Source organism: Serratia sp. AS12, assembly GCF_000214195.1.
In the GTDB taxonomy this organism is placed as follows: Bacteria; Pseudomonadota; Gammaproteobacteria; order Enterobacterales; family Enterobacteriaceae; genus Serratia; species Serratia plymuthica.
The window spans coordinates 4461414-4478960 of the sequence record NC_015566.1; the positions used below are offsets into that span (position 1 = coordinate 4461414).

At 56.8% G+C, this 17547-nt stretch carries 15 protein-coding genes; 1 reads left to right on the top strand and 14 read right to left on the bottom strand.

What is annotated here, in order from left to right; genetic code table 11:
• Positions 1 to 92: 92 nt before the first annotated feature.
• The 9 genes from SERAS12_RS20840 to SERAS12_RS26755 all read right to left on the bottom strand — a co-directional run bounded on the left by SERAS12_RS20840 (position 93) and on the right by SERAS12_RS26755 (position 8868).
• Positions 93 to 887 (bottom strand): IclR family transcriptional regulator, encoded by a 795-nt coding sequence (locus SERAS12_RS20840; RefSeq protein ID WP_013814438.1) that lies wholly within the window; start codon positions 885 to 887, stop codon positions 93 to 95.
• Positions 888 to 912: 25 nt separating this feature from the next.
• The gene (locus SERAS12_RS20845) at positions 913 to 1668 is read right to left on the bottom strand and encodes an SDR family oxidoreductase (RefSeq protein ID WP_013814439.1); all 756 of its coding nucleotides are present in this window, start codon (positions 1666 to 1668) and stop codon (positions 913 to 915) included.
• The gene (locus SERAS12_RS20850; RefSeq protein WP_013814440.1) at positions 1665 to 2708 is read right to left on the bottom strand and encodes an aromatic ring-hydroxylating dioxygenase subunit alpha; all 1044 of its coding nucleotides are present in this window, start codon (positions 2706 to 2708) and stop codon (positions 1665 to 1667) included. The genes SERAS12_RS20845 and SERAS12_RS20850 overlap by 4 nt, the downstream gene beginning before the upstream one ends.
• An 18-nt stretch (positions 2709 to 2726) precedes the next feature.
• Positions 2727 to 3035: a recombinase-like helix-turn-helix domain-containing protein gene (locus SERAS12_RS20855; protein WP_013814441.1), complete on the bottom strand. Its 309-nt coding sequence runs from the start codon at positions 3033 to 3035 to the stop codon at positions 2727 to 2729.
• Positions 3036 to 3037: 2 nt separating this feature from the next.
• Positions 3038 to 3355, bottom strand: a complete 318-nt coding sequence (locus tag SERAS12_RS20860) for a non-heme iron oxygenase ferredoxin subunit (RefSeq protein ID WP_004947822.1) — start codon at positions 3353 to 3355, stop codon at positions 3038 to 3040.
• 361 nt (positions 3356 to 3716) lie between these two features.
• Entirely contained in the window at positions 3717 to 4580 is an 864-nt protein-coding gene (gene rluF, locus SERAS12_RS20865; protein ID WP_013814442.1) for a 23S rRNA pseudouridine(2604) synthase RluF, read from the bottom strand.
• A gap of 297 nt (positions 4581 to 4877) precedes the next feature.
• Positions 4878 to 5798: an agmatinase gene (gene speB, locus SERAS12_RS20870; protein WP_013814443.1), complete on the bottom strand. Its 921-nt coding sequence runs from the start codon at positions 5796 to 5798 to the stop codon at positions 4878 to 4880.
• 957 nt (positions 5799 to 6755) lie between these two features.
• Positions 6756 to 8732 (bottom strand): biosynthetic arginine decarboxylase, encoded by a 1977-nt coding sequence (speA, locus tag SERAS12_RS20875; protein WP_004947831.1) that lies wholly within the window; start codon positions 8730 to 8732, stop codon positions 6756 to 6758.
• Positions 8725 to 8868, bottom strand: coding sequence for a virulence promoting factor (locus SERAS12_RS26755; RefSeq protein ID WP_006327842.1), 144 nt, complete (start codon positions 8866 to 8868; stop codon positions 8725 to 8727). Before SERAS12_RS26755 ends, speA begins: the two co-directional genes overlap by 8 nt.
• An 826-nt stretch (positions 8869 to 9694) precedes the next feature.
• Here SERAS12_RS26755 and metK point away from each other — a divergent pair.
• Positions 9695 to 10849: a methionine adenosyltransferase gene (gene metK / locus SERAS12_RS20880; protein ID WP_004947833.1), complete on the top strand. Its 1155-nt coding sequence runs from the start codon at positions 9695 to 9697 to the stop codon at positions 10847 to 10849.
• 125 nt (positions 10850 to 10974) lie between these two features.
• Here metK and SERAS12_RS20885 read toward each other — a convergent pair whose 3' ends face one another.
• From SERAS12_RS20885 to fhuA, 5 genes are all read right to left on the bottom strand, one after another.
• Positions 10975 to 11127, bottom strand: a complete 153-nt coding sequence (locus tag SERAS12_RS20885; protein WP_013814445.1) for a Hok/Gef family protein — start codon at positions 11125 to 11127, stop codon at positions 10975 to 10977.
• Positions 11128 to 11437: 310 nt separating this feature from the next.
• On the bottom strand, positions 11438 to 13426 hold the full coding sequence (gene fhuB, locus SERAS12_RS20890) for a Fe(3+)-hydroxamate ABC transporter permease FhuB (protein ID WP_013814446.1): 1989 nt from the start codon (positions 13424 to 13426) through the stop codon (positions 11438 to 11440).
• Positions 13423 to 14331 carry a Fe(3+)-hydroxamate ABC transporter substrate-binding protein FhuD gene (gene fhuD / locus SERAS12_RS20895; RefSeq protein ID WP_013814447.1) on the bottom strand — a complete coding sequence of 303 codons (909 nt, stop codon included), beginning with the start codon at positions 14329 to 14331 and terminating at the stop codon, positions 13423 to 13425. Before fhuD ends, fhuB begins: the two co-directional genes overlap by 4 nt.
• Positions 14331 to 15128, bottom strand: coding sequence for a Fe3+-hydroxamate ABC transporter ATP-binding protein FhuC (gene fhuC, locus SERAS12_RS20900; protein WP_004947844.1), 798 nt, complete (start codon positions 15126 to 15128; stop codon positions 14331 to 14333). The genes fhuD and fhuC overlap by 1 nt, the downstream gene beginning before the upstream one ends.
• A 47-nt stretch (positions 15129 to 15175) precedes the next feature.
• Positions 15176 to 17371, bottom strand: coding sequence for a ferrichrome porin FhuA (fhuA, locus tag SERAS12_RS20905; RefSeq protein WP_013814448.1), 2196 nt, complete (start codon positions 17369 to 17371; stop codon positions 15176 to 15178).
• Positions 17372 to 17547 lie beyond the last annotated feature (176 nt).

The following is a 17547-nucleotide window of genomic DNA, read 5'->3' on the forward strand; positions in this document are numbered from 1 at the left end:
TCGCTGAATGCGTTTTTCAGGCATGATCGAACCCCGGCCCCTGATAGCTGTGAGCCTTATCCCTGCCTGAGTAAAAGAGTCGGTGCCGTCAGTTAACCGACGTTTGCCTGCGGCGGTGCGCCCAGGAAGCCGGAGATTTTCTCTGCGGCATCCCGCACCTCCTTGCGCAGCCGTTCGCGATCCGCTTTCGGGATCTCATCGAACGGCACCATAATGCTGACCACGGCCTCAACCCGCTGCTCGCGGTTGAAAATCGGATAGACGATCGAAGAGATGCCGTGGCGGAAAAACGATTCGCCGATCACATAGCCGCGCGCCTTGTCCTGCTGAACCATTTGCCACAAGACTTCACGATCCGCCGGGGTGCCCGGCCCGCTGCCCGGCAATTGTTCTTGCGGGTACAGCAGCTCGAACTCTTCGCGGGTGGCGCTGGTCAGCAGCATGCGGCCGAGCGAAGTCTGATGTACCGGCAGGCGAGTGCCGACACTGACCTGATTGATTTGCGAACCGGCGGCACTGACGCGGGCGATGTAGATCACGTCACGCTCATCGCGGATCGCCAGGTGACTGCTGCATTGGCTGCGATCACGCAGCTGTTCGATCACCGGTTGGCCGGCCTGCGCCACGTCCAGCGAGGCGATATATTCAAAACCGAGCCGCAGCACCTTGATGCCCAGTGCAAAGGTGTTGGTGCGCGGATTACGCTCCAGAAAACCCAGATGCTCCAGCGTTTGCACCACGCGGTAGGCGGTCGCCTTCGGCATATCGACCAGGCGATGTAATTCTGCAAAGGTCATTTCCTTGTGCTGCTCGCCAAACGCCAGCAGCAGCTGTAACCCGCGATCCAGCCCCGGGATCAGATACTTACACGCTTGATCGTCTGCCATGTGCTGCTCCTGGCTAAAATGTAGATTAGTTAAAGACAAAGCCGCCATTAACCGGCAACAGTTGACCGGTCACGAAATTCGCCAGCGGCGACAGCAGATAAAGCACCGTACCGTTCACGTCGTCAGGATGTTGCGCCCCGGCCAGCGCCCGGCCCTGTTCGTACAGTTGGTGGCGCTCGGCGGGCACATATTCGGTAGCTTCTACCCGCGTCAGGCCCGGTGCGATGGCGTTAACGCAAATCCCCTGCGGGCCCAGTTCACGCGCCATCGAGCGGGTCATCGAGATAATCGCCCCTTTGCTGGCCACATAGGCCATCAAGCGCGGTGCGCCCCACAGCGCGGTATCCGAAGCCACGTTGACGATCTTGGCATGCGGGTTTTGCGCCAGCAGCGGCACCGCGGCCTGGCTCACCAACCAGGTGCCGCGCACGTTAACCTGCATGACCCGATCCCACAGATCAATATCGTATTCCATCATGGTTTTACCGCCGACACCGGTCGCCAGCGCCGCGTTGTTCACCAGCCCGTCGATCGTACCGCCTTCGGCAATGGCACTGAACGTGGCGGTGATCGAGTCCGGCGACGCCAGATCGATAACCTGCGTTTCCACCTCGGCCCCCTGCTCACGCAGGCTGGCGGCGCTGTCCGCCAATTCATCCGCCAGAATATCGCACATCACCACCCGGCCGCCCGCCTGGGCGATGGCCCCGGCAAAGCTACAGCCCAGACCGCGCGCCGCGCCGGTCACCACAATGCGTTTTCCCGCCAGCAGGCCGTTCACTGCGCAGCCTCCTGTTCGGCGAGCATCGCCAGTTGTTTTTGCGCCTCTTTCTGCATCATGCGGCGCAGGCGGGAAAGACCGACGTCATGCTGATACAAATATTCACGGCCACGCGCGTTTGGCGCCATGTTCTCCAGCACGATGCGATCTTGTTCCAGTACGTCCCAATGCAGTGCTTCCAGCCGGTTGCGGTACATAAAGCGCCAGATGTCGCGTTGCCAGTCTTTGACCTTGCGGATACGCCAGAAGAATACCCGGCAATGATCTTTATCTTCCGGCACCACCATGCCGATGATCCAGAAGTGGCCGCCCGGCCCAAAGCGTTTTTTGTACGGGATCGACAGCCGCATCCAGTAGGCACCGCTGCTGCCGAACTCTACCCAGTCAAAGTTGACGCCGATCTGGCCATTCTTCTTAAAGATGAACCCGGTATCGGTCGGCTCCAGCGCCATGTCCGCCTTGCGATCCCCTTCTGCCATCGAATGCGAAGAAGAATGCAGATAGGTACCGTGCATCGGATCCATGACGTTTTCCAATGCATACTGATAGTTGCAGTCCCAGCTGGCAGTGCACAGGAAGTTGCTGTAGGCCGCCTCATCTGCCAGTTCCTGCGGGAAGGTCAGCTCCGGCGGCGCTTCGTCGGCGGTGATGCCGAAATAAAGGAACACGGCGCCGTAGGCCTCTTTGGCCGGGTAAGAACGCAGGCATTTCTGCCCCACCAGCGGGCAGCGATCGACCGCAGGCACGTCTTTGACCGTACCGTCGCCGCCGACTTCCACGCCGTGATACCAGCAGGCGATGCGATCACCCAGATTCCAGCCCATCGAAAGCCGCGCACCGCGATGCGGGCAACGATCTTCCAGCGCGTGGATCGCGCCTTCACCGTCGCGCCACACCACAATCTGCTGCTCAAGACGCGTAATGCCTACCGGATTATTGCCCACTTCCCAACTGGCCAGCACCGGGTACCACATGCCGCGCAGCCCCTGATCGAGATAGTCCTGCAAAGTCTGTGCGGAGGATGTTGTATTTGCTATCATTGCCTTCTCCCGGGCTGCTCAGTAACCGTTAACGTGAAGGAATTCACGGAACGCCGCCTCATTCCACGGCTGGCCGTTGCGATCAAACAGGCGGCGCTGGTTCAGCGCGCTGACGATCTGCTCAAGCTCTTCCGCACCCTGCTCGAAGATGTCTTCCAACGCCGCGACCAGCGCAGTTTCGAAACCGTCCGGTACCCGGCTGCGGTTCTGCCAGATGACGTTTTGGAATTGGCCAGGTTGGTGGATCTGGCCGTTGCCGCCAACGCGTGCCGGGATCACCTGTTGGGTGTCCGGTAGCCAGGGATTGAAATCGGTGATGTGCTGCATGATTACTCCTCCGCAATAAAGGTGATTTGGATTTGATTGTCTATCACCCGGGTGGGATAGGTTTGCAGATCACGGCCGCCAGGCTCGCGCAGACACTGACCGGTACGCACGTCGAACAGCGCTTCGTGCAACGGACACTCGATCTTGCCGTCATCGACAAACCCTTGGCTGAGCAAGGCATAAGCATGTGGGCAAACGTCTTCCAGCGCGTAATAGTTGCCGTCGATCAGATACACCCCGACTTCTTTCCCTTCCACGTTGGCGGAGAAAGGAAAATCTTCTTTCACCTGAGACACTTCACACACGTTCTTCCAGCTCATTGCTTCTGTCCTCTATCTGATTGTTTCATATATGAAACTCAGTTTCTTATTTAATACACTCACTATAAGTCTGGCGAAACTTTCGTCAAGGGAGCAAAGCGGCAAATGTTAATGAAAGGTTGTTTGATCGTAACAAGTGTGGAAGGGATCACGAAAAAATGCACCGATATGAAAAACCGATATCAGGCATGCTTTTCATAGTGAGTTTATATATTAAGAAGTCGTTAATGGGGTTCTGTCGTTTTTGTTGGCGAGAGCGGGTGACCTAAAGCAAAACGCCCCCGATCATCAAGACCGGGGGCGTTTCATTATCGCTATTTAAAACCACCCGACGCGGTGGCTAACGGGGATTCTTTACCACTCAGCGGCCTTTCTTCTTGCGGCCTGGCTGGGCAAAACGCTTGCGGGCAGCCGCATTGCCAGCAGATTTCTCGGCGCTTTTCGGCGCACTGCCGGCCGGTTTTTTCACCGCAGGTTTGGCCTTCTTAGCCGGCTTGGCTTCTGAGGAGGAATCCTCAATCGATTTAAACAGTTCGACCAGTTCGTCATCCGTTAAATCGCGCCATTCACCCGGCGGCAGCCCGGCCATGCTGACATTCATAATGCGAGTGCGTTCCAGCTTGGTCACTTCATAGCCAAAATGCTCGCACATGCGGCGGATCTGGCGGTTAAGCCCCTGAACCAGCACGATGCGAAAGACAAATGGCGCTTCTTTCTTTACCTTGCACTTTTTAGTCACCGTACCCAGCATCGGCACGCCGGCCCCCAGGCCACGGATAAAATCGTCGGTCACCGGTTTGTGGACCGTAACCCGATATTCTTTCTCGTGGTCGTTGCCTGCGCGCAGGATCTTGTTGACCAGATCGCCGTGGTTGGTCAGGAAGATCAACCCCTGCGAATCTTTATCCAAACGGCCGATCGGGAAGATGCGGGTGCTGTGGTTTACGAAATCGACAATATTGTCTTTCTCGCCCTCTTCCGTGGTGCTGACAATACCCACCGGTTTGTTGAGCGCAATGAAGATCAGGTTGTCTTCGTTGCGGGGTTCAATCAATTGGCCATTGACCTTGACCACGTCCCCTGGAAACACTCGATCGCCAAGCGCAACGCGCTTGCCATTGATAAAAACGTTGCCTTGCTCAATGTAACGATCGGCATCGCGGCGGGAGCAGATACCGCTCTCGCTGATATATTTGTTAAGACGTGTTGAAGGCTTGGTCAGCATGTTTTCTCCATACCCGTCGTCTTTCAAGCCACAGCGTTGTTACCTGCTTACAAGACCCATCCCTGGGCCTTGCCCCTTCGGGGCCGCTGCAAGCAGCGTTCAAATCTGTTCCCGACAGATTTGTCACTCCCCCCAGTCACTTACAAAAGTAAGCTCCTGGGGATGAGCGAGCTGGGTGCCTAGCTGTGACTTGAAATCCATAGGGTATATAGATACCGGTTGTGTGTATTTCTCTATGGTACAGTTACAAACGACTCGGTTTACAGCCCGTAGCCGCCTGTTAATACTATTAGGAACTTATTTCGTTTTTTTAGCGGCTTGCAGATACAGCATTTCCAGGCCCAGAGTCGCCGCGGCCAGCGCAGTGATTTCGGATTGGTCATAGGCTGGCGCCACTTCTACCACGTCCATGCCGACGATGTTCAGAGACTGCATGCCGCGTACCAGTTTCAGCGCGCGATCGGAGGTCAGGCCGCCGATCACCGGGGTGCCGGTGCCCGGTGCGAACGCCGGATCCAGGCAGTCGATGTCGAAGGTCAGGTACACTGGCATATCGCCGACGATCTGTTTGATCTGCGTCAACAGGTCGTCCACGCTGCGATCGTTAACCTGTGCGGCATCCAACACGGTAAAACCGTTGTCGTGATCGAACTCGGTACGAATACCGATCTGCACCGAGTGGTTCGGATCAATCAGGCCTTCGTTCGGCGCATGGAAGAACATGGTACCGTGGTCGTATTTGCTGCCGTTGGCGTAGGTGTCGGTGTGGGCGTCAAAATGCACCAGCGCCAGTTTGCCGAAATGTTTGGCGTGCGCGCGCAGCAGCGGCAGCGTGACGAAGTGGTCACCGCCGAATGAGAGCATGCGTTTGCCGGCCTTCAGCAATTTCTCCGCGTGCGCCTGCAGCCTGTCGCTCATGTCCTGAGCGTCGCCGAAGTTGAACACGATGTCGCCGCAGTCAACCACGTTCAGACGATCGCGAAGATCAAAGCTCCACGGCCAGCGGTTGCCTTCCCACGCCAGATTGGTGGAAACCTGACGGATCGCCGCAGGGCCATGACGGCCACCGGCGCGACCGGAGGTTGCCATATCGAATGGAATGCCGGTGATGACCCACTCTGCATCGCTGTCATAAGGCATGAAATTCAGCGGAAAGCGCAGGAAACCAAAGGCGTTGGACACTAAGGAATTATCGGACTGATGGCCTAACGTGCTCATTGTAAACCCTCATATTTCAACGTTTCGCCTGCGGTAAAATCACCAGGCGTTGGCAAAAAAAAATCCCTCCCGCGTCGTTAGCCCGACGAGAAAGGGATTGATACGATGTCTGTTTCGGTACTGCTGATGCGGCAGATTATCGCCGTATTTGGTTCGCGCTTCAAGCCCGCGCATCGTCTTCCTGGCAGTTCGTCATTAGCAAGTATATACGCTGCATCTTGCAGACAGGTGACCGTTCCGCTCGATTGTGCTTTACGGGGGTATAACATAGGTTCCCGGCGCTTGAAGTTTGTGATGAGGATCTCTTTACCTGGGGGATAAATTATATACGTTTGTCACTCCAACTCATTTCTTAAATAATTAAGATCGAACTATAAACAAGCACCTGAATAAATATAAATTATTTGCAATGGATTATGTAAAACGAAAAGGTAAATAGTAAGCATAAGAATTTAAAACCACATACTCATATAAAAATAGAGATTGATAAATATGATTTTAAAAATCATGCCCATGCAAAAAACACGGACAATTAAAAACAAAAGAAATTATATAATATTAGAAGTTATAACTTTCTTGCTAAGTATCCCGTTGGGTTATTTGTGCTCTCAATCTGATGCATTGAATGATATTTCCATGGAAATAATACTTGTCTATGTGCCTGTATCCATGCTGGCAGTAGATTATCTTTATCGACGTTTTGAAGGGAAATAAACGTTATTATAAAGCTAACAACAAAGGCAATGCTCTGTATCTCTGGTAGGAATGCAGACTCAGGCCATGAAGGCCGAGGATGTTCATCAAAGCCGACACTTTAGAAGTAGGAACCACGTTAATGGCCAGTATAGAAGGTCAATGTAAATGGGTGCTAAATGCACCCATTTATTATTTAACCCGGTCAGTCACTTCAGACTACCGCCAAACAGGCGGCAATCTGAAAACCGACAGGTCTATGACTTACTCGTCTTCCAGATAGGTATAACCATACAAACCGGCTTCGAACTCTTCGACGAACTGCGCCTGCAATTCATCGTCCAGATCGGTTTCTTTCACCTGATCGCGGAATTTGGCCAGCAGCGCGATCGGATCGAGCTGCACGTATTCCAGCATGTCGGCAACGGTGTCGCCTTCGTCGGACAACTCGGTTTCTACCGTACCGTCCGGGAAGACGAACACGTCAACCGAGGCGGTATCACCGAACAGGTTGTGCATGTTGCCGAGGATTTCCTGGTAGGCGCCCACCATAAAGAAGCCCAGCGCCGGCGGGTTTTCCGGATCGTACGGCGGCATTGGCATCGTGGTCGCCACACCGTCGCCGTCGATGTAGTGATCGATAGTACCGTCGGAGTCACAGGTGATGTCCAGCAGCACCGCGCGGCCTTCCGGCGGCTTATCCAGCCCTTCCAGCGGCAGCACCGGGAACAGCTGATCGATACCCCAGGCGTCCGGCATGGACTGGAACAGCGAGAAGTTGACGTAGAACTTGTCCGCCATACGTTCCTGCAGTTCATCGATGATCGGACGGTGCGCACGGTTGCTTGGATCAAGCTGCTGCTGGATCTTGTTGCAGATATTCAGATACAACTGCTCGGCCCAGGCGCGCTTGGTCAGATCCAGCATGCCATGAGCGTACTGGGTGTGAACGTCATGCAGGTCCATTTGGCTGTCGTGCAGCCATTCGCGCAACGAGCGACGGTTCTCCGGCTCGTTCATTTCCTGCCAGGTTTCCCACATGCTTTCCAGCGCACGCGGCGCATCTTCCGCCGGCGGCAAAGGATCGCTGAACTCGTTGCGTTCAACGCCGATCACGTTGGACACCAGCACCGTATGGTGCGCGGTGACCGCGCGGCCGGATTCGGTGATCACCGTCGGGTGCGGCAGACCGTGCTCATTACAGGCGTCGCCGATGCCCCAAATCACGTTGTTGGCGTATTCGTTCAGGCCGTAGTTCACCGAACAGTCGGACTGCGAACGGGTGCCTTCATAATCCACGCCCAGACCGCCGCCCACGTCGAAGCACTGGATGTTAACGCCCAGCTTGTGCAATTCCACGTAGAAACGCGCCGATTCACGCACGCCGGTGGCGATGTCGCGAATATTGGCCAGTTGCGAACCCAGGTGGAAGTGCAGCAGTTGCAGGCTGTCGAGACGACCCGCTTCGCGCAGGGTTTCCACCAGCTTCAGCACCTGAATGGCCGCCAGACCGAACTTGGATTTTTCGCCACCGCTCGACTGCCATTTGCCGGAGCCCTGAGACGCCAGACGCGCACGCACGCCCAGACGCGGTACCACGTTCAGGCGTTCGGCCTCTTCCAGCACCATGTTGATCTCGGACATCTTCTCGATTACCAGGTACACCTTGTGTCCCAGTTTTTCACCGATCAGCGCCAAACGAATATATTCGCGGTCTTTATAGCCGTTACAGACGATGACCGAACGGGTCATGCCGGCATGCGCCAGCACCGCCATCAGTTCAGCTTTGGAGCCGGCTTCCAGCCCCAAGGGTTCGCCGGAGTTGACCAGGGATTCGATCACGCGACGGTGCTGGTTGACCTTGATCGGGTAAACCAGGAAATAGCCGCCTTCATAACCGAATGACTCGCGCGCGCGTTTGAACGCCGCGTTAATCGAACGCAGGCGGTGCTGAAGGATCTGCGGGAAGCAGAACAGCGCCGGCAGACGCTGGCCGTCTTTGCGACGCTCTTTAACCAGTTCAGCCAGATCGACACGCGCCTGAGGGACGTCCGGATCCGGGCACACGCTGATGTGGCCCAGTTCATTGACGTCATAATAATTGTTGCCCCAGTAGGCGACGTTATAAGTGCGCAGCATCTTGCTGGCATCACGGTCATTCATGGCAACCTCCTGCATGGAGCGTAAAGATATAGGTTCGCCCGCGGCTGGCGGACGGTGAATCAACAGATCATCAGACATTACTCGCCTCACATCCCGTACTGACGATACAGTCAGCCACTATCGCAGCTACAACCCGCGAGAACAACCCAACAAACCGCCCTTGCGGCAGCGAATAAAACTGCCGTTCGCGGTCAGCGATCGGTTTATCACTCATATAATTGTAAGACACCCTGTTCAAACCTCGTGAATCGGGTCAAGAAACATCCCACAGGAAGGCTGCAGGCTACCCTTGTTCAGTTCTTCAGACGACCGTTAACCGGCCCGAGAATCCTGAGTAGCGCCCAAGTGTTTATCACACCTGGAAGGTGGAGTAGAGACAAGACGGGAAATAGCTGAAGAATGTGCGCCAGAACGGCACTGCTGTTGAGAACCAACAACCGGTAGACAACGGATCATTAATCCAACCACCTCCACGCACGTCGCCCGGAATGAACGACTGAGCCTCTATTAATAGTGTAAGAACGTGACCGTTCTATGAAGCGGCGACGCCAACTGTCGGCGTCTGCGGCTGACCATTAAGGCCATGAGCGGGAGCTTGCCACTTTTGCTCCGCACTGTGCACCAAATGAGCCGCGCGCGCAGTTTATACCGATAACCTGGGTAAATTGCAAAATGAAAATTCGCCGGAAAGTGTTTCAAGCGATGAAAATGGCGCCGATGGCTTTACACAAAAGAGCGAAACGACAAAAAAATACTGGCAATCCGGCTAAAGCCTGACCTAAAATAGACGTCCAGATGTTAATCCATCTATACTGATTTATGCCCTATGAATTTCAAGTTGCCGCCAGGTAAGCGAGTGCAGGTAACAGCAAGGCAACTTGAAAGACGACGGGCATAACTGAGAAACTGCTTAACGGCTTTGCCTGAGGGGCGTTGCAGGATGTATCTCGCGCCATCAGCGGAAGACCCTTCGCTTCGATGCCGGATCTCCAGCGCTGTGCAGTAATTTCTAACCCGTCTTATGCAAGGTAAAGAATACAATGGCTAAACACCTATTCACGTCCGAGTCCGTCTCCGAAGGGCATCCCGATAAAATCGCCGACCAGATCTCCGATGCCGTTCTTGACGCCATCCTGGAACAGGATCCGAAAGCGCGCGTAGCCTGCGAAACCTACGTCAAAACCGGCATGGTGCTGGTCGGTGGTGAAATCACTACCAGCGCTTGGGTAGATATCGAAGAAATCACCCGTAAAACCGTGCGTGAAATCGGCTATGTTCATTCGGATATGGGTTTTGACGCCAACTCCTGTGCCGTGCTGAGCGCTATCGGCAAGCAATCCCCGGATATCAATCAGGGCGTTGACCGTACCGATCCGCTGGAACAGGGTGCTGGCGACCAGGGCCTGATGTTTGGCTATGCCACCAACGAAACCGAAGTGCTGATGCCTGCGCCGGTGACCTACGCGCACCGTCTGGTGCAGCGCCAGGCCGAAGTACGTAAAAACGGCACGCTGCCGTGGCTGCGTCCGGATGCAAAAAGCCAGGTCACTTTCCAGTATGACGACGGCAAAATCGTCGGCATCGACGCGGTAGTGTTGTCCACCCAGCATTCCGAAGATATCTCTCTGAAAGATCTGCAAGAAGCGGTGATGGAAGAGATCATCAAGCCGGTTCTGCCTACCGAATGGCTGAGCGCGAGCACCAAATACCACATCAACCCAACAGGCCGTTTCGTTATCGGTGGCCCAATGGGCGACTGCGGCCTGACCGGGCGTAAAATCATCGTGGATACCTACGGCGGCATGGCCCGTCACGGCGGCGGTGCATTCTCCGGTAAGGACCCGTCCAAGGTTGACCGTTCAGCGGCGTACGCGGCGCGCTACGTGGCGAAAAACATCGTTGCTGCCGGCCTGGCCGACCGCTGCGAGATCCAGGTTTCCTACGCCATCGGCGTGGCAGAGCCAACCTCCATCATGGTGGAAACCTTCGGTACCGAGAAAGTGCCTACCGAACAGTTGACCTTGCTGGTGCGCGAGTTCTTCGATCTGCGCCCATACGGCCTGATCCAGATGATGGACCTGCTGCAACCGATCTACCGCGAAACTGCAGCCTACGGCCACTTCGGTCGTGAGCACTTCCCTTGGGAAGCGACCGACAAAGCAGAATTGCTGCGCGATGCCGCCGGCCTGAAATAAGCCTGCGCATCCTGGTAAAAACGGCAAGCCCCTGGCTTGCCGTTTTTGTTTTATCGGGTAGGTGCTCATGGATCAACGCGCAAACAGCCTATGGACGGGAGCAAAGCCCCCGCCGTTGAGTGGCCTTACCGTTTGGATTCGTAAGCCAAAATGGCCGCAACCTCCGTGTTGCCCGATCTGATACGCAGCTCGCAAATCTTGCTGCGTGTTATCCATACCAATGATATTACCGTGGCACAAATAACGACCAGTTTTACTACACTTCGTTTGTCCGGCATCATGCCTCCTTCTCCTTGCCTCACGGCGGGTAAGAAGCTAACCTAACGTTGTCTGGCGTTAGAGTTGGCCGCGGGTTGATAAATATCGACTCGGGGCTTTTCTCTTTCTGTCCCTTGCTCAGGCTCAGGACGAAAGATCCTGAGCACCCGCACGCAGTATATTGATCTCCGCCTCAGTTCCACCGCCTTTTTCCGTTCTGAATTCCGTTTCTGCGCATTGATACGCAACGCCTTGCAACAGCCTGAAAGCAGAAAAAAAGGCCCAGCAATGCTGAGCCTTTGATGGCAGAAACAAGCGTTGCGATGACGGCTACGAGGTTTGTTTACGCAGCAGGTAAACGAAATACGGCGCGCCGATAAAGGTCGCCAGCAGCCCGGCGGGAATTTGATACGGGAACATCACCATCCTGCCGCACCAGTCAGCGAACACCATCAGCAGGCCACCCAGCAGTGCGGCAATCACCATCTGCGGTAATGCGCGGCGGAAGCCCAGCATGCGCGCCATATGCGGCGCCATCAGGCCGATAAAGCTCAGCGGCCCCACGGTCAACGTCGCCATGGCGGTCAGCGTGGCGGCCAGCAGCAGAATCACCACCCGCACCGGCGTCAGCGCAATGCCCACCGAGCGGGCGGTCGCGCTACCCAGCGGCAGAATGGTCAGCCAACGGCGACACAGCGGCGCCAGCACTATCAGCGTGGCCGCAATGACTGCGGTACGGATCGCCTGCTCCGAAGTCACCGAATAGGTTGAGCCGGAAATCCAGGTCAATAGCCCGCCCATGCGCGGATCGCCGCTGGCCAGCAACAGGAAAATGGTGGTGGTAAACGCCGTGCTGAGCGCGATGCCGGCCAACAGCATGCGTTCGGTAGAAAAACCACCGCGACCGGCAGCGACCATAATCACCAGCAACGTCGCCGCCGCCCCCAGGCTGCCTGCAGGCAGCAGCCAGCCGAAGGCATCGCCCGGCACGATAAACAGCATCACCACCACGCCAAAGGCCGCGCCGGAGCTGATCCCCAGCACTTCCGGGCTGGACATCGGGTTGCCGGTCAGCTTCTGGATTAAGGTGCCGGCCACCGCCAGCATCACCCCCGCCGCCAACGCGGACAGCACCCGCGGCCAACGCCACGGCATCAATGATTCCAATTCTGCGCCGTGGCTCCAGTGCCAGCCAGCGGCGTTCTGCCCGAACATCAACGCCACGGCGATGCCGGCCACTAACACAACGCCTGCCAACATCACCCAGACCAAAAGATGGCCGCGTTCGGCCGGCACCTTGTCGCCCAGGTTCATCGGCGGCGGCGTGGCGGCGCTACGCAAGCGCGGCAACAGCCACAGCAACAGCGGAGCGCCAAACAGCGCGGTCGCCGCCCCGGTCGGAATTTCACGCCAGATCTGCGTCAGCCAGATCATCACCTGGTCGGTCAGCCACAGCAGCAAAGCGCCCAGCAGCGGCGCCAAGATCATGCGGTGCGCCAGCCGGCGCGCGCCCAGCATTTTCGCCATCAGCGGCGCAAACAGGCCGATAAAGCCGATGACACCCACCGCATTCACCAACATCGCACTGAAGATAATCGCCACCGCCAGCGCGCAAAAACGCGCCATCGACAGCCCCAGCCCCAAATTGCGCGCCACGCCGTCGTCCAGCCCCAGCAACGTCAGCGGGCGCAGCAGCAGCACTGCCAATAGCCCGGCCACCGCCAGGCGCGGCAGGATAAATTGCGCAGTGCTCCAATCCTGTTGGTTCAACGCGCCGGTGCTCCACAGGAACAATCCCTGCAGTTGATCGTAATTAAACAACGCCAACAGACTGTTGACCGCACCGCAGTATAATCCCAACACCAGGCCGGCCAGAATCAGCGTCACCGGCGACATGCGTTTGCCCCAGGCCACGCCGAACACCAGCCCGCCAACCAGGATCGCCCCGGCCATTGCCGCCAATTGCCGGGTTATCTCACCGCCCGGCAGCATCCACAAGGTGGCGATGGTCAACCCGAGCTGCGCACCGGCCGATACGCCCAGCGTCGCCGGCTCCGCCAACGGATTGCGCAACACCTGCTGGAACAGCACGCCGACCAGCCCCAGTCCGGCACCGGCCAACAGGGAGACCGACAGCCGCGGCAACAGGCTGTAGTGGAACAGCATCTGACGCACATCGTCGTGATTCGGCGCGCTCAGCGCCTGCGCCCACAGCCCCCAAGGCAACTGTTGCAACAGGTTGTAGATCGTCAAGCCGCCCGACGCCGCCAGCAATAGCAGGATCAGCGTCAGCGGTAATACCCGGATGCGCGCGCTCATGAATAGCTCTCCTGCGTCTGCTCCAGCAGATGGCAAAAACGCATCGCCGACAGCGTCGCACCGTAGAACCAGACCGCCGGCACCTGCCGCAATTGGTTCTGACGCACAAAGGGCAAAGCCTGCCACAACGGCGTCGAGCTGACTTTTTCCATCATCGCCTGATTACCGTGGTCGAGATAAATCGCCCGCGCATTTTTCACCGTAATCAGGCGTTCAATGCCAACGACCGCCGTGCCCCAGAAGTTGGTTTCCCCTTCCCAGGCATTGTGGATGCCAAGCTGCTCCATCACCTCCTGGAACAGGCTTTTCTGGCCGATAATCAGCACATGCCGCGTATCCAGCAAGGAGAACAACAACAGCGGCTGCCTGGTGTAAGAATGCAGGCGTTGACGTGCATCCTGAATAAACCGGTCGAACTGCATCAGATGCTGTTCAGCGCGCGCCTCAAGCCCCAGCCGCTGTGCCAGTTGCTGCAACGAATTCCGGCCCACCGTCAGTGGTTTTCCGCTGCCGTCGTTGAAGCCAAAACTCATCGTCGGCGCTATTGGAGCCAGTTTTTGCGGCGTAGGGCCATACCCCTTTGACAGCAGCATCAACGAAGGCTGCAGTTGTTGCAGTAACTCCAGGTTCGGTTCGGTGCGTTGGCCCACGTCGATAACCGACGCCGGCATTTTCGGCTCTTCCACCCACAGGTTGTAGTTATGGATATCCGCCACCGCCAGCGGCGTAACGCCCAGCGCCAGCAGCAGCTCAATCGGTAGCCATTCCAGCGCCACGATGCGCGTGAGATCGGGCGGTGTCACCGCCGCGCGCCCCGGTAGAGAGAACAGCAGCGGCGACAGCGCCATGGCGGTCAGCAGACGGCGGCGTACGGGATCGTGTTGAAAATCAGAGGAAGCAGGCATCAGTAGACAAAACTCACCGGCGCACCGCCGCTCGGATGCGCCAGCGTGCCCATTGGAATACCATAAATTTGCTCCAGCACCGGCCCTTGCATCAGTTCCAGCGGGGCACCTTGCGCAATCATCTCGCCACCGCGCAACGCCACCAGATGATCGCAATAGCGCGCCGCCATGTTGATGTCATGCAGCACCGCAATCACCGTCAGGCCACGTTCATGGCTCAGGCGTTGAATCAGCGCCAACACCTCAACCTGGTGCGCAATGTCCAGCGCAGAGGTCGGTTCGTCCAACAGCAGGCAGCGGCTGTCCTGCGCCACCATCATCGCCAGCCAGGCGCGTTGCCGCTCGCCGCCGGACAGGCTGTCCACCAGGCGATTGGCGAAGGGTTTCAGGCCAACCAACGCTATCGCTTCTTCCACCTGTTCGCGGTCGTTCACGCCAAAGCGGCCCAGCGCGCCGTGCCACGGATAGCGGCCGATCGCCACCAGCTCGCGTACCGTCATGCCTTCTGCGGCGGGCAGTTGCTGGGGCAGATAGGCGACCTGACGCGCGAAGGCTTTACTGTCCCATTGCGCCAGCGGGCGTCGGTTAAGCTGCGCGCTGCCGGCGGTCGGGTTCTGATGGCGACCAAGAATTTTCAGCAATGTGGATTTGCCGGAACCATTGTGGCCGATCAGCCCACAGACTTTTCCCTGGGGAAAGGTCAGCGACAGCGGTTGCAACAGCACGCGGCCGGGAACGGCAAAGCTGACGTTGTCTAACGCGAAAGTGGCGTCGTGATCGAGGTGTTTATCCTGCATAGGCCCTACTCTGTTCGGAGCGACGATCCGCCGCCCCGATTATCCGGTTAGAAGCGGAAGGTTGCGGTGGCGACCACCTGACGTTCTGCGCCCCAATAGCAGGCATAGTCGCGATAGCAGCTTGAAACGTAAGTCTTATCAAACAGGTTGTTGATATTGACGCCTACTGACGAGCCCGGCAGGCCAAAACGCGCCAGATCGTATTTGATGGTCGCATCCACCAACGTGTAATCCGGCACTTTAAAGGTGCTGTTATCACTGTTAAAGGATGAACTGGACCCCACATAACGCACGCCGGAACCCAGAGTCAGACCGCTGACAGCCGTTTCGTGGAAGGTGTAATCCGCCCACAGCGAAGCCATGTGTTTAGGGATCTCGGTGGTTGGCTTGCCCTGATAGGTGTTGTCCTTGGTGTATTTCGCGTCGGTGTAGGTGTAGGAAGCGATCAGGTTGACGTTGGCGTTCAACGCCGCCTTGGCCTCCAGCTCTACGCCGCGCGAGCGGATCTCACCGCTCTGGACACTGAACTGCGCGTTATCCGGATCCGGTGTCAGGTTGTTGTTTTTGGTCAGTTGGTACAGCGCACCGGTCAGGACAATAGGACGATCCTTCGGCACGTATTTCACGCCGGCTTCATACTGCTTGCCAATCGACGGGATAAACGTCTGACCGTTAGCGGAGGTATCCAGCGTCGGTTCAAATGACTCGCTGTAGCTGAAATACGGCGTGATGCCGTTATCGAACAGATAGTTCAGACCGCCACGCCAGGTGAACTGGCCGTCCGAGCGTTCGTTGGTATAGTTATCGATGCGGTTATTGGCCGAAGTTTTGGCCCAGTCATAGCGGCCGCCCAGCGTCAGCAACCACTGGTTCCATTCGCCTTGTTCTTGCACGTATAAGCCCGTCTGTTCCTGGCGGTTCAGGTAGTTATACGGGAAAGTGACGGTAGTGGCGTCGTTGCCGTATTGCGGATCGGTCATGCTCAGGCTGCTCGCAGCACCGAAGCCGGAGTTGATGTCATTGCGCATGCGCGAATAGTCGACGCCAAACAGCAAGGTATGATCTACATCGCCGGTTTTCAGCCTGGCCTGCGCCTGGGTATCCACCGAGAAGCTGTTCAGGTGCTCTTTCGATTGTACATAGGCGCGGTTCAGCGTGGTCGGGGCCGTCGCGCTAACGCCGCTGCCATAGATACTCTTCATGTCGCTTTCCAACTGCATATAACGCAGGTTTTGGCGCACCGCCCAGGTATCATTGAACGCATGTTCGAAGCTATAGCCGATCATGCGCTGCTTGCGCGCAAAGTAATTGCTTGCTTCACCGTCGTTGAAACTGGTTGGCAGCTTGCTGCCGTCCGGCAGCGGGATCAGCGTCCCCTGCTTCGGCAGCCAGCCGTAGAAACCGGTATAGGGATCGTTTTGGATATTGGCCAACAGCGTAAAGTTGGTCTTGTCATCCGGCCGCCAGCTGAATGAGGGGGCAATCGCATAGCGCTTCTCTTTCGCCATGTTCTGCTGCGCATCGCTGTCTTTCGCCAGGCCGGTCAGACGGTAGGAATAGACGCCGTTATCATCCAGCGCATCGCTGAAGTCAAAGCCGGTCTGGAACAGATTGTCGGTGCCCATTTTAAATTGGATTTCGTGCAGCGGCTCGGTGGTCGGCCGCTTGCTGACCAATGCCACCAACCCACCCGGGCTGCTCTTGCCGTACAGCACCGATACCGGGCCGCGCAGCAGTTCCGCGCGTTCGAGGAAATAAGGATCGACCGAAGCTTCGCTATAGTTGTCGCCCTGCAGACGCAGGCCGTCCAGATACTGGTTGGTATTCACCGCCGGGAAACCGCGAATGGCCACCGAATCATAGGTGCTGGAGCTGCCACGACTGGCATAAACCCCTGGCGCATAAGCCAGCGCGCCTTTCACCGTATCCGGCTGGCGCATATCCATCTCTTCACGCGTGACCACGGAAACCGACTGCGGATTCTTTTCAATCGGCGTATCGGTTTTGGTACCGGTGGCGCTGTGTTTGGCCACATAGGTGCCGACCGGCCCCCAGGCGCTTTCCTGTTGCGGTTGGCTACTGCCCACCACGGTAAGGGTATCTTCTTTGGCTACCGGATTGGCTTCAGCGGAAAATGCCGGCATCGCCAGCATACCCAGCGCGGCTGCGATAGTGATCGCTAACCCACTGACGGGAGAACGGCCCTTCATGGCCTGCGGTGAGAATGGACGCTTGGTCAGCATAGGTGGTTTCTCTGATGAATTATTTGATAACGAATGTAAACGATAATAATTATTATAAGCGACGCATTTTATGCAGAAGCCAAATTAAACTGCAAGTCGAATTCAGTCGGTAAATAGGTGGGGGATTAACCGTTTAACCGCATTAAGCTGATGGGAATAAACTGCACGGGAAAATA

Bases quoted from the DNA above. Each gene is read 5' to 3' on its own strand.
- SERAS12_RS20840 (WP_013814438.1), bottom strand. From the start codon at position 887: ATGGCAGACGATCAAGCGTGTAAGTATCTGATCCCGGGGCTGGATCGC.
- SERAS12_RS20850 (WP_013814440.1), bottom strand. From the start codon at position 2,708: ATGATAGCAAATACAACATCCTCCGCACAGACTTTGCAGGACTATCTC.
- SERAS12_RS20855 (WP_013814441.1), bottom strand. From the start codon at position 3,035: ATGCAGCACATCACCGATTTCAATCCCTGGCTACCGGACACCCAACAG.
- SERAS12_RS20860 (WP_004947822.1), bottom strand. From the start codon at position 3,355: ATGAGCTGGAAGAACGTGTGTGAAGTGTCTCAGGTGAAAGAAGATTTT.
- rluF (WP_013814442.1), bottom strand. From the start codon at position 4,580: ATGCTGACCAAGCCTTCAACACGTCTTAACAAATATATCAGCGAGAGC.
- speB (WP_013814443.1), bottom strand. From the start codon at position 5,798: ATGAGCACGTTAGGCCATCAGTCCGATAATTCCTTAGTGTCCAACGCC.
- speA (WP_004947831.1), bottom strand. From the start codon at position 8,732: ATGTCTGATGATCTGTTGATTCACCGTCCGCCAGCCGCGGGCGAACCT.
- SERAS12_RS26755 (WP_006327842.1), bottom strand. From the start codon at position 8,868: ATGAGTGATAAACCGATCGCTGACCGCGAACGGCAGTTTTATTCGCTG.
- metK (WP_004947833.1), top strand. From the start codon at position 9,695: ATGGCTAAACACCTATTCACGTCCGAGTCCGTCTCCGAAGGGCATCCC.
- SERAS12_RS20885 (WP_013814445.1), bottom strand. From the start codon at position 11,127: ATGCCGGACAAACGAAGTGTAGTAAAACTGGTCGTTATTTGTGCCACG.
- fhuB (WP_013814446.1), bottom strand. From the start codon at position 13,426: ATGAGCGCGCGCATCCGGGTATTACCGCTGACGCTGATCCTGCTATTG.
- fhuD (WP_013814447.1), bottom strand. From the start codon at position 14,331: ATGCCTGCTTCCTCTGATTTTCAACACGATCCCGTACGCCGCCGTCTG.
- fhuC (WP_004947844.1), bottom strand. From the start codon at position 15,128: ATGCAGGATAAACACCTCGATCACGACGCCACTTTCGCGTTAGACAAC.
- fhuA (WP_013814448.1), bottom strand. From the start codon at position 17,371: ATGCTGACCAAGCGTCCATTCTCACCGCAGGCCATGAAGGGCCGTTCT.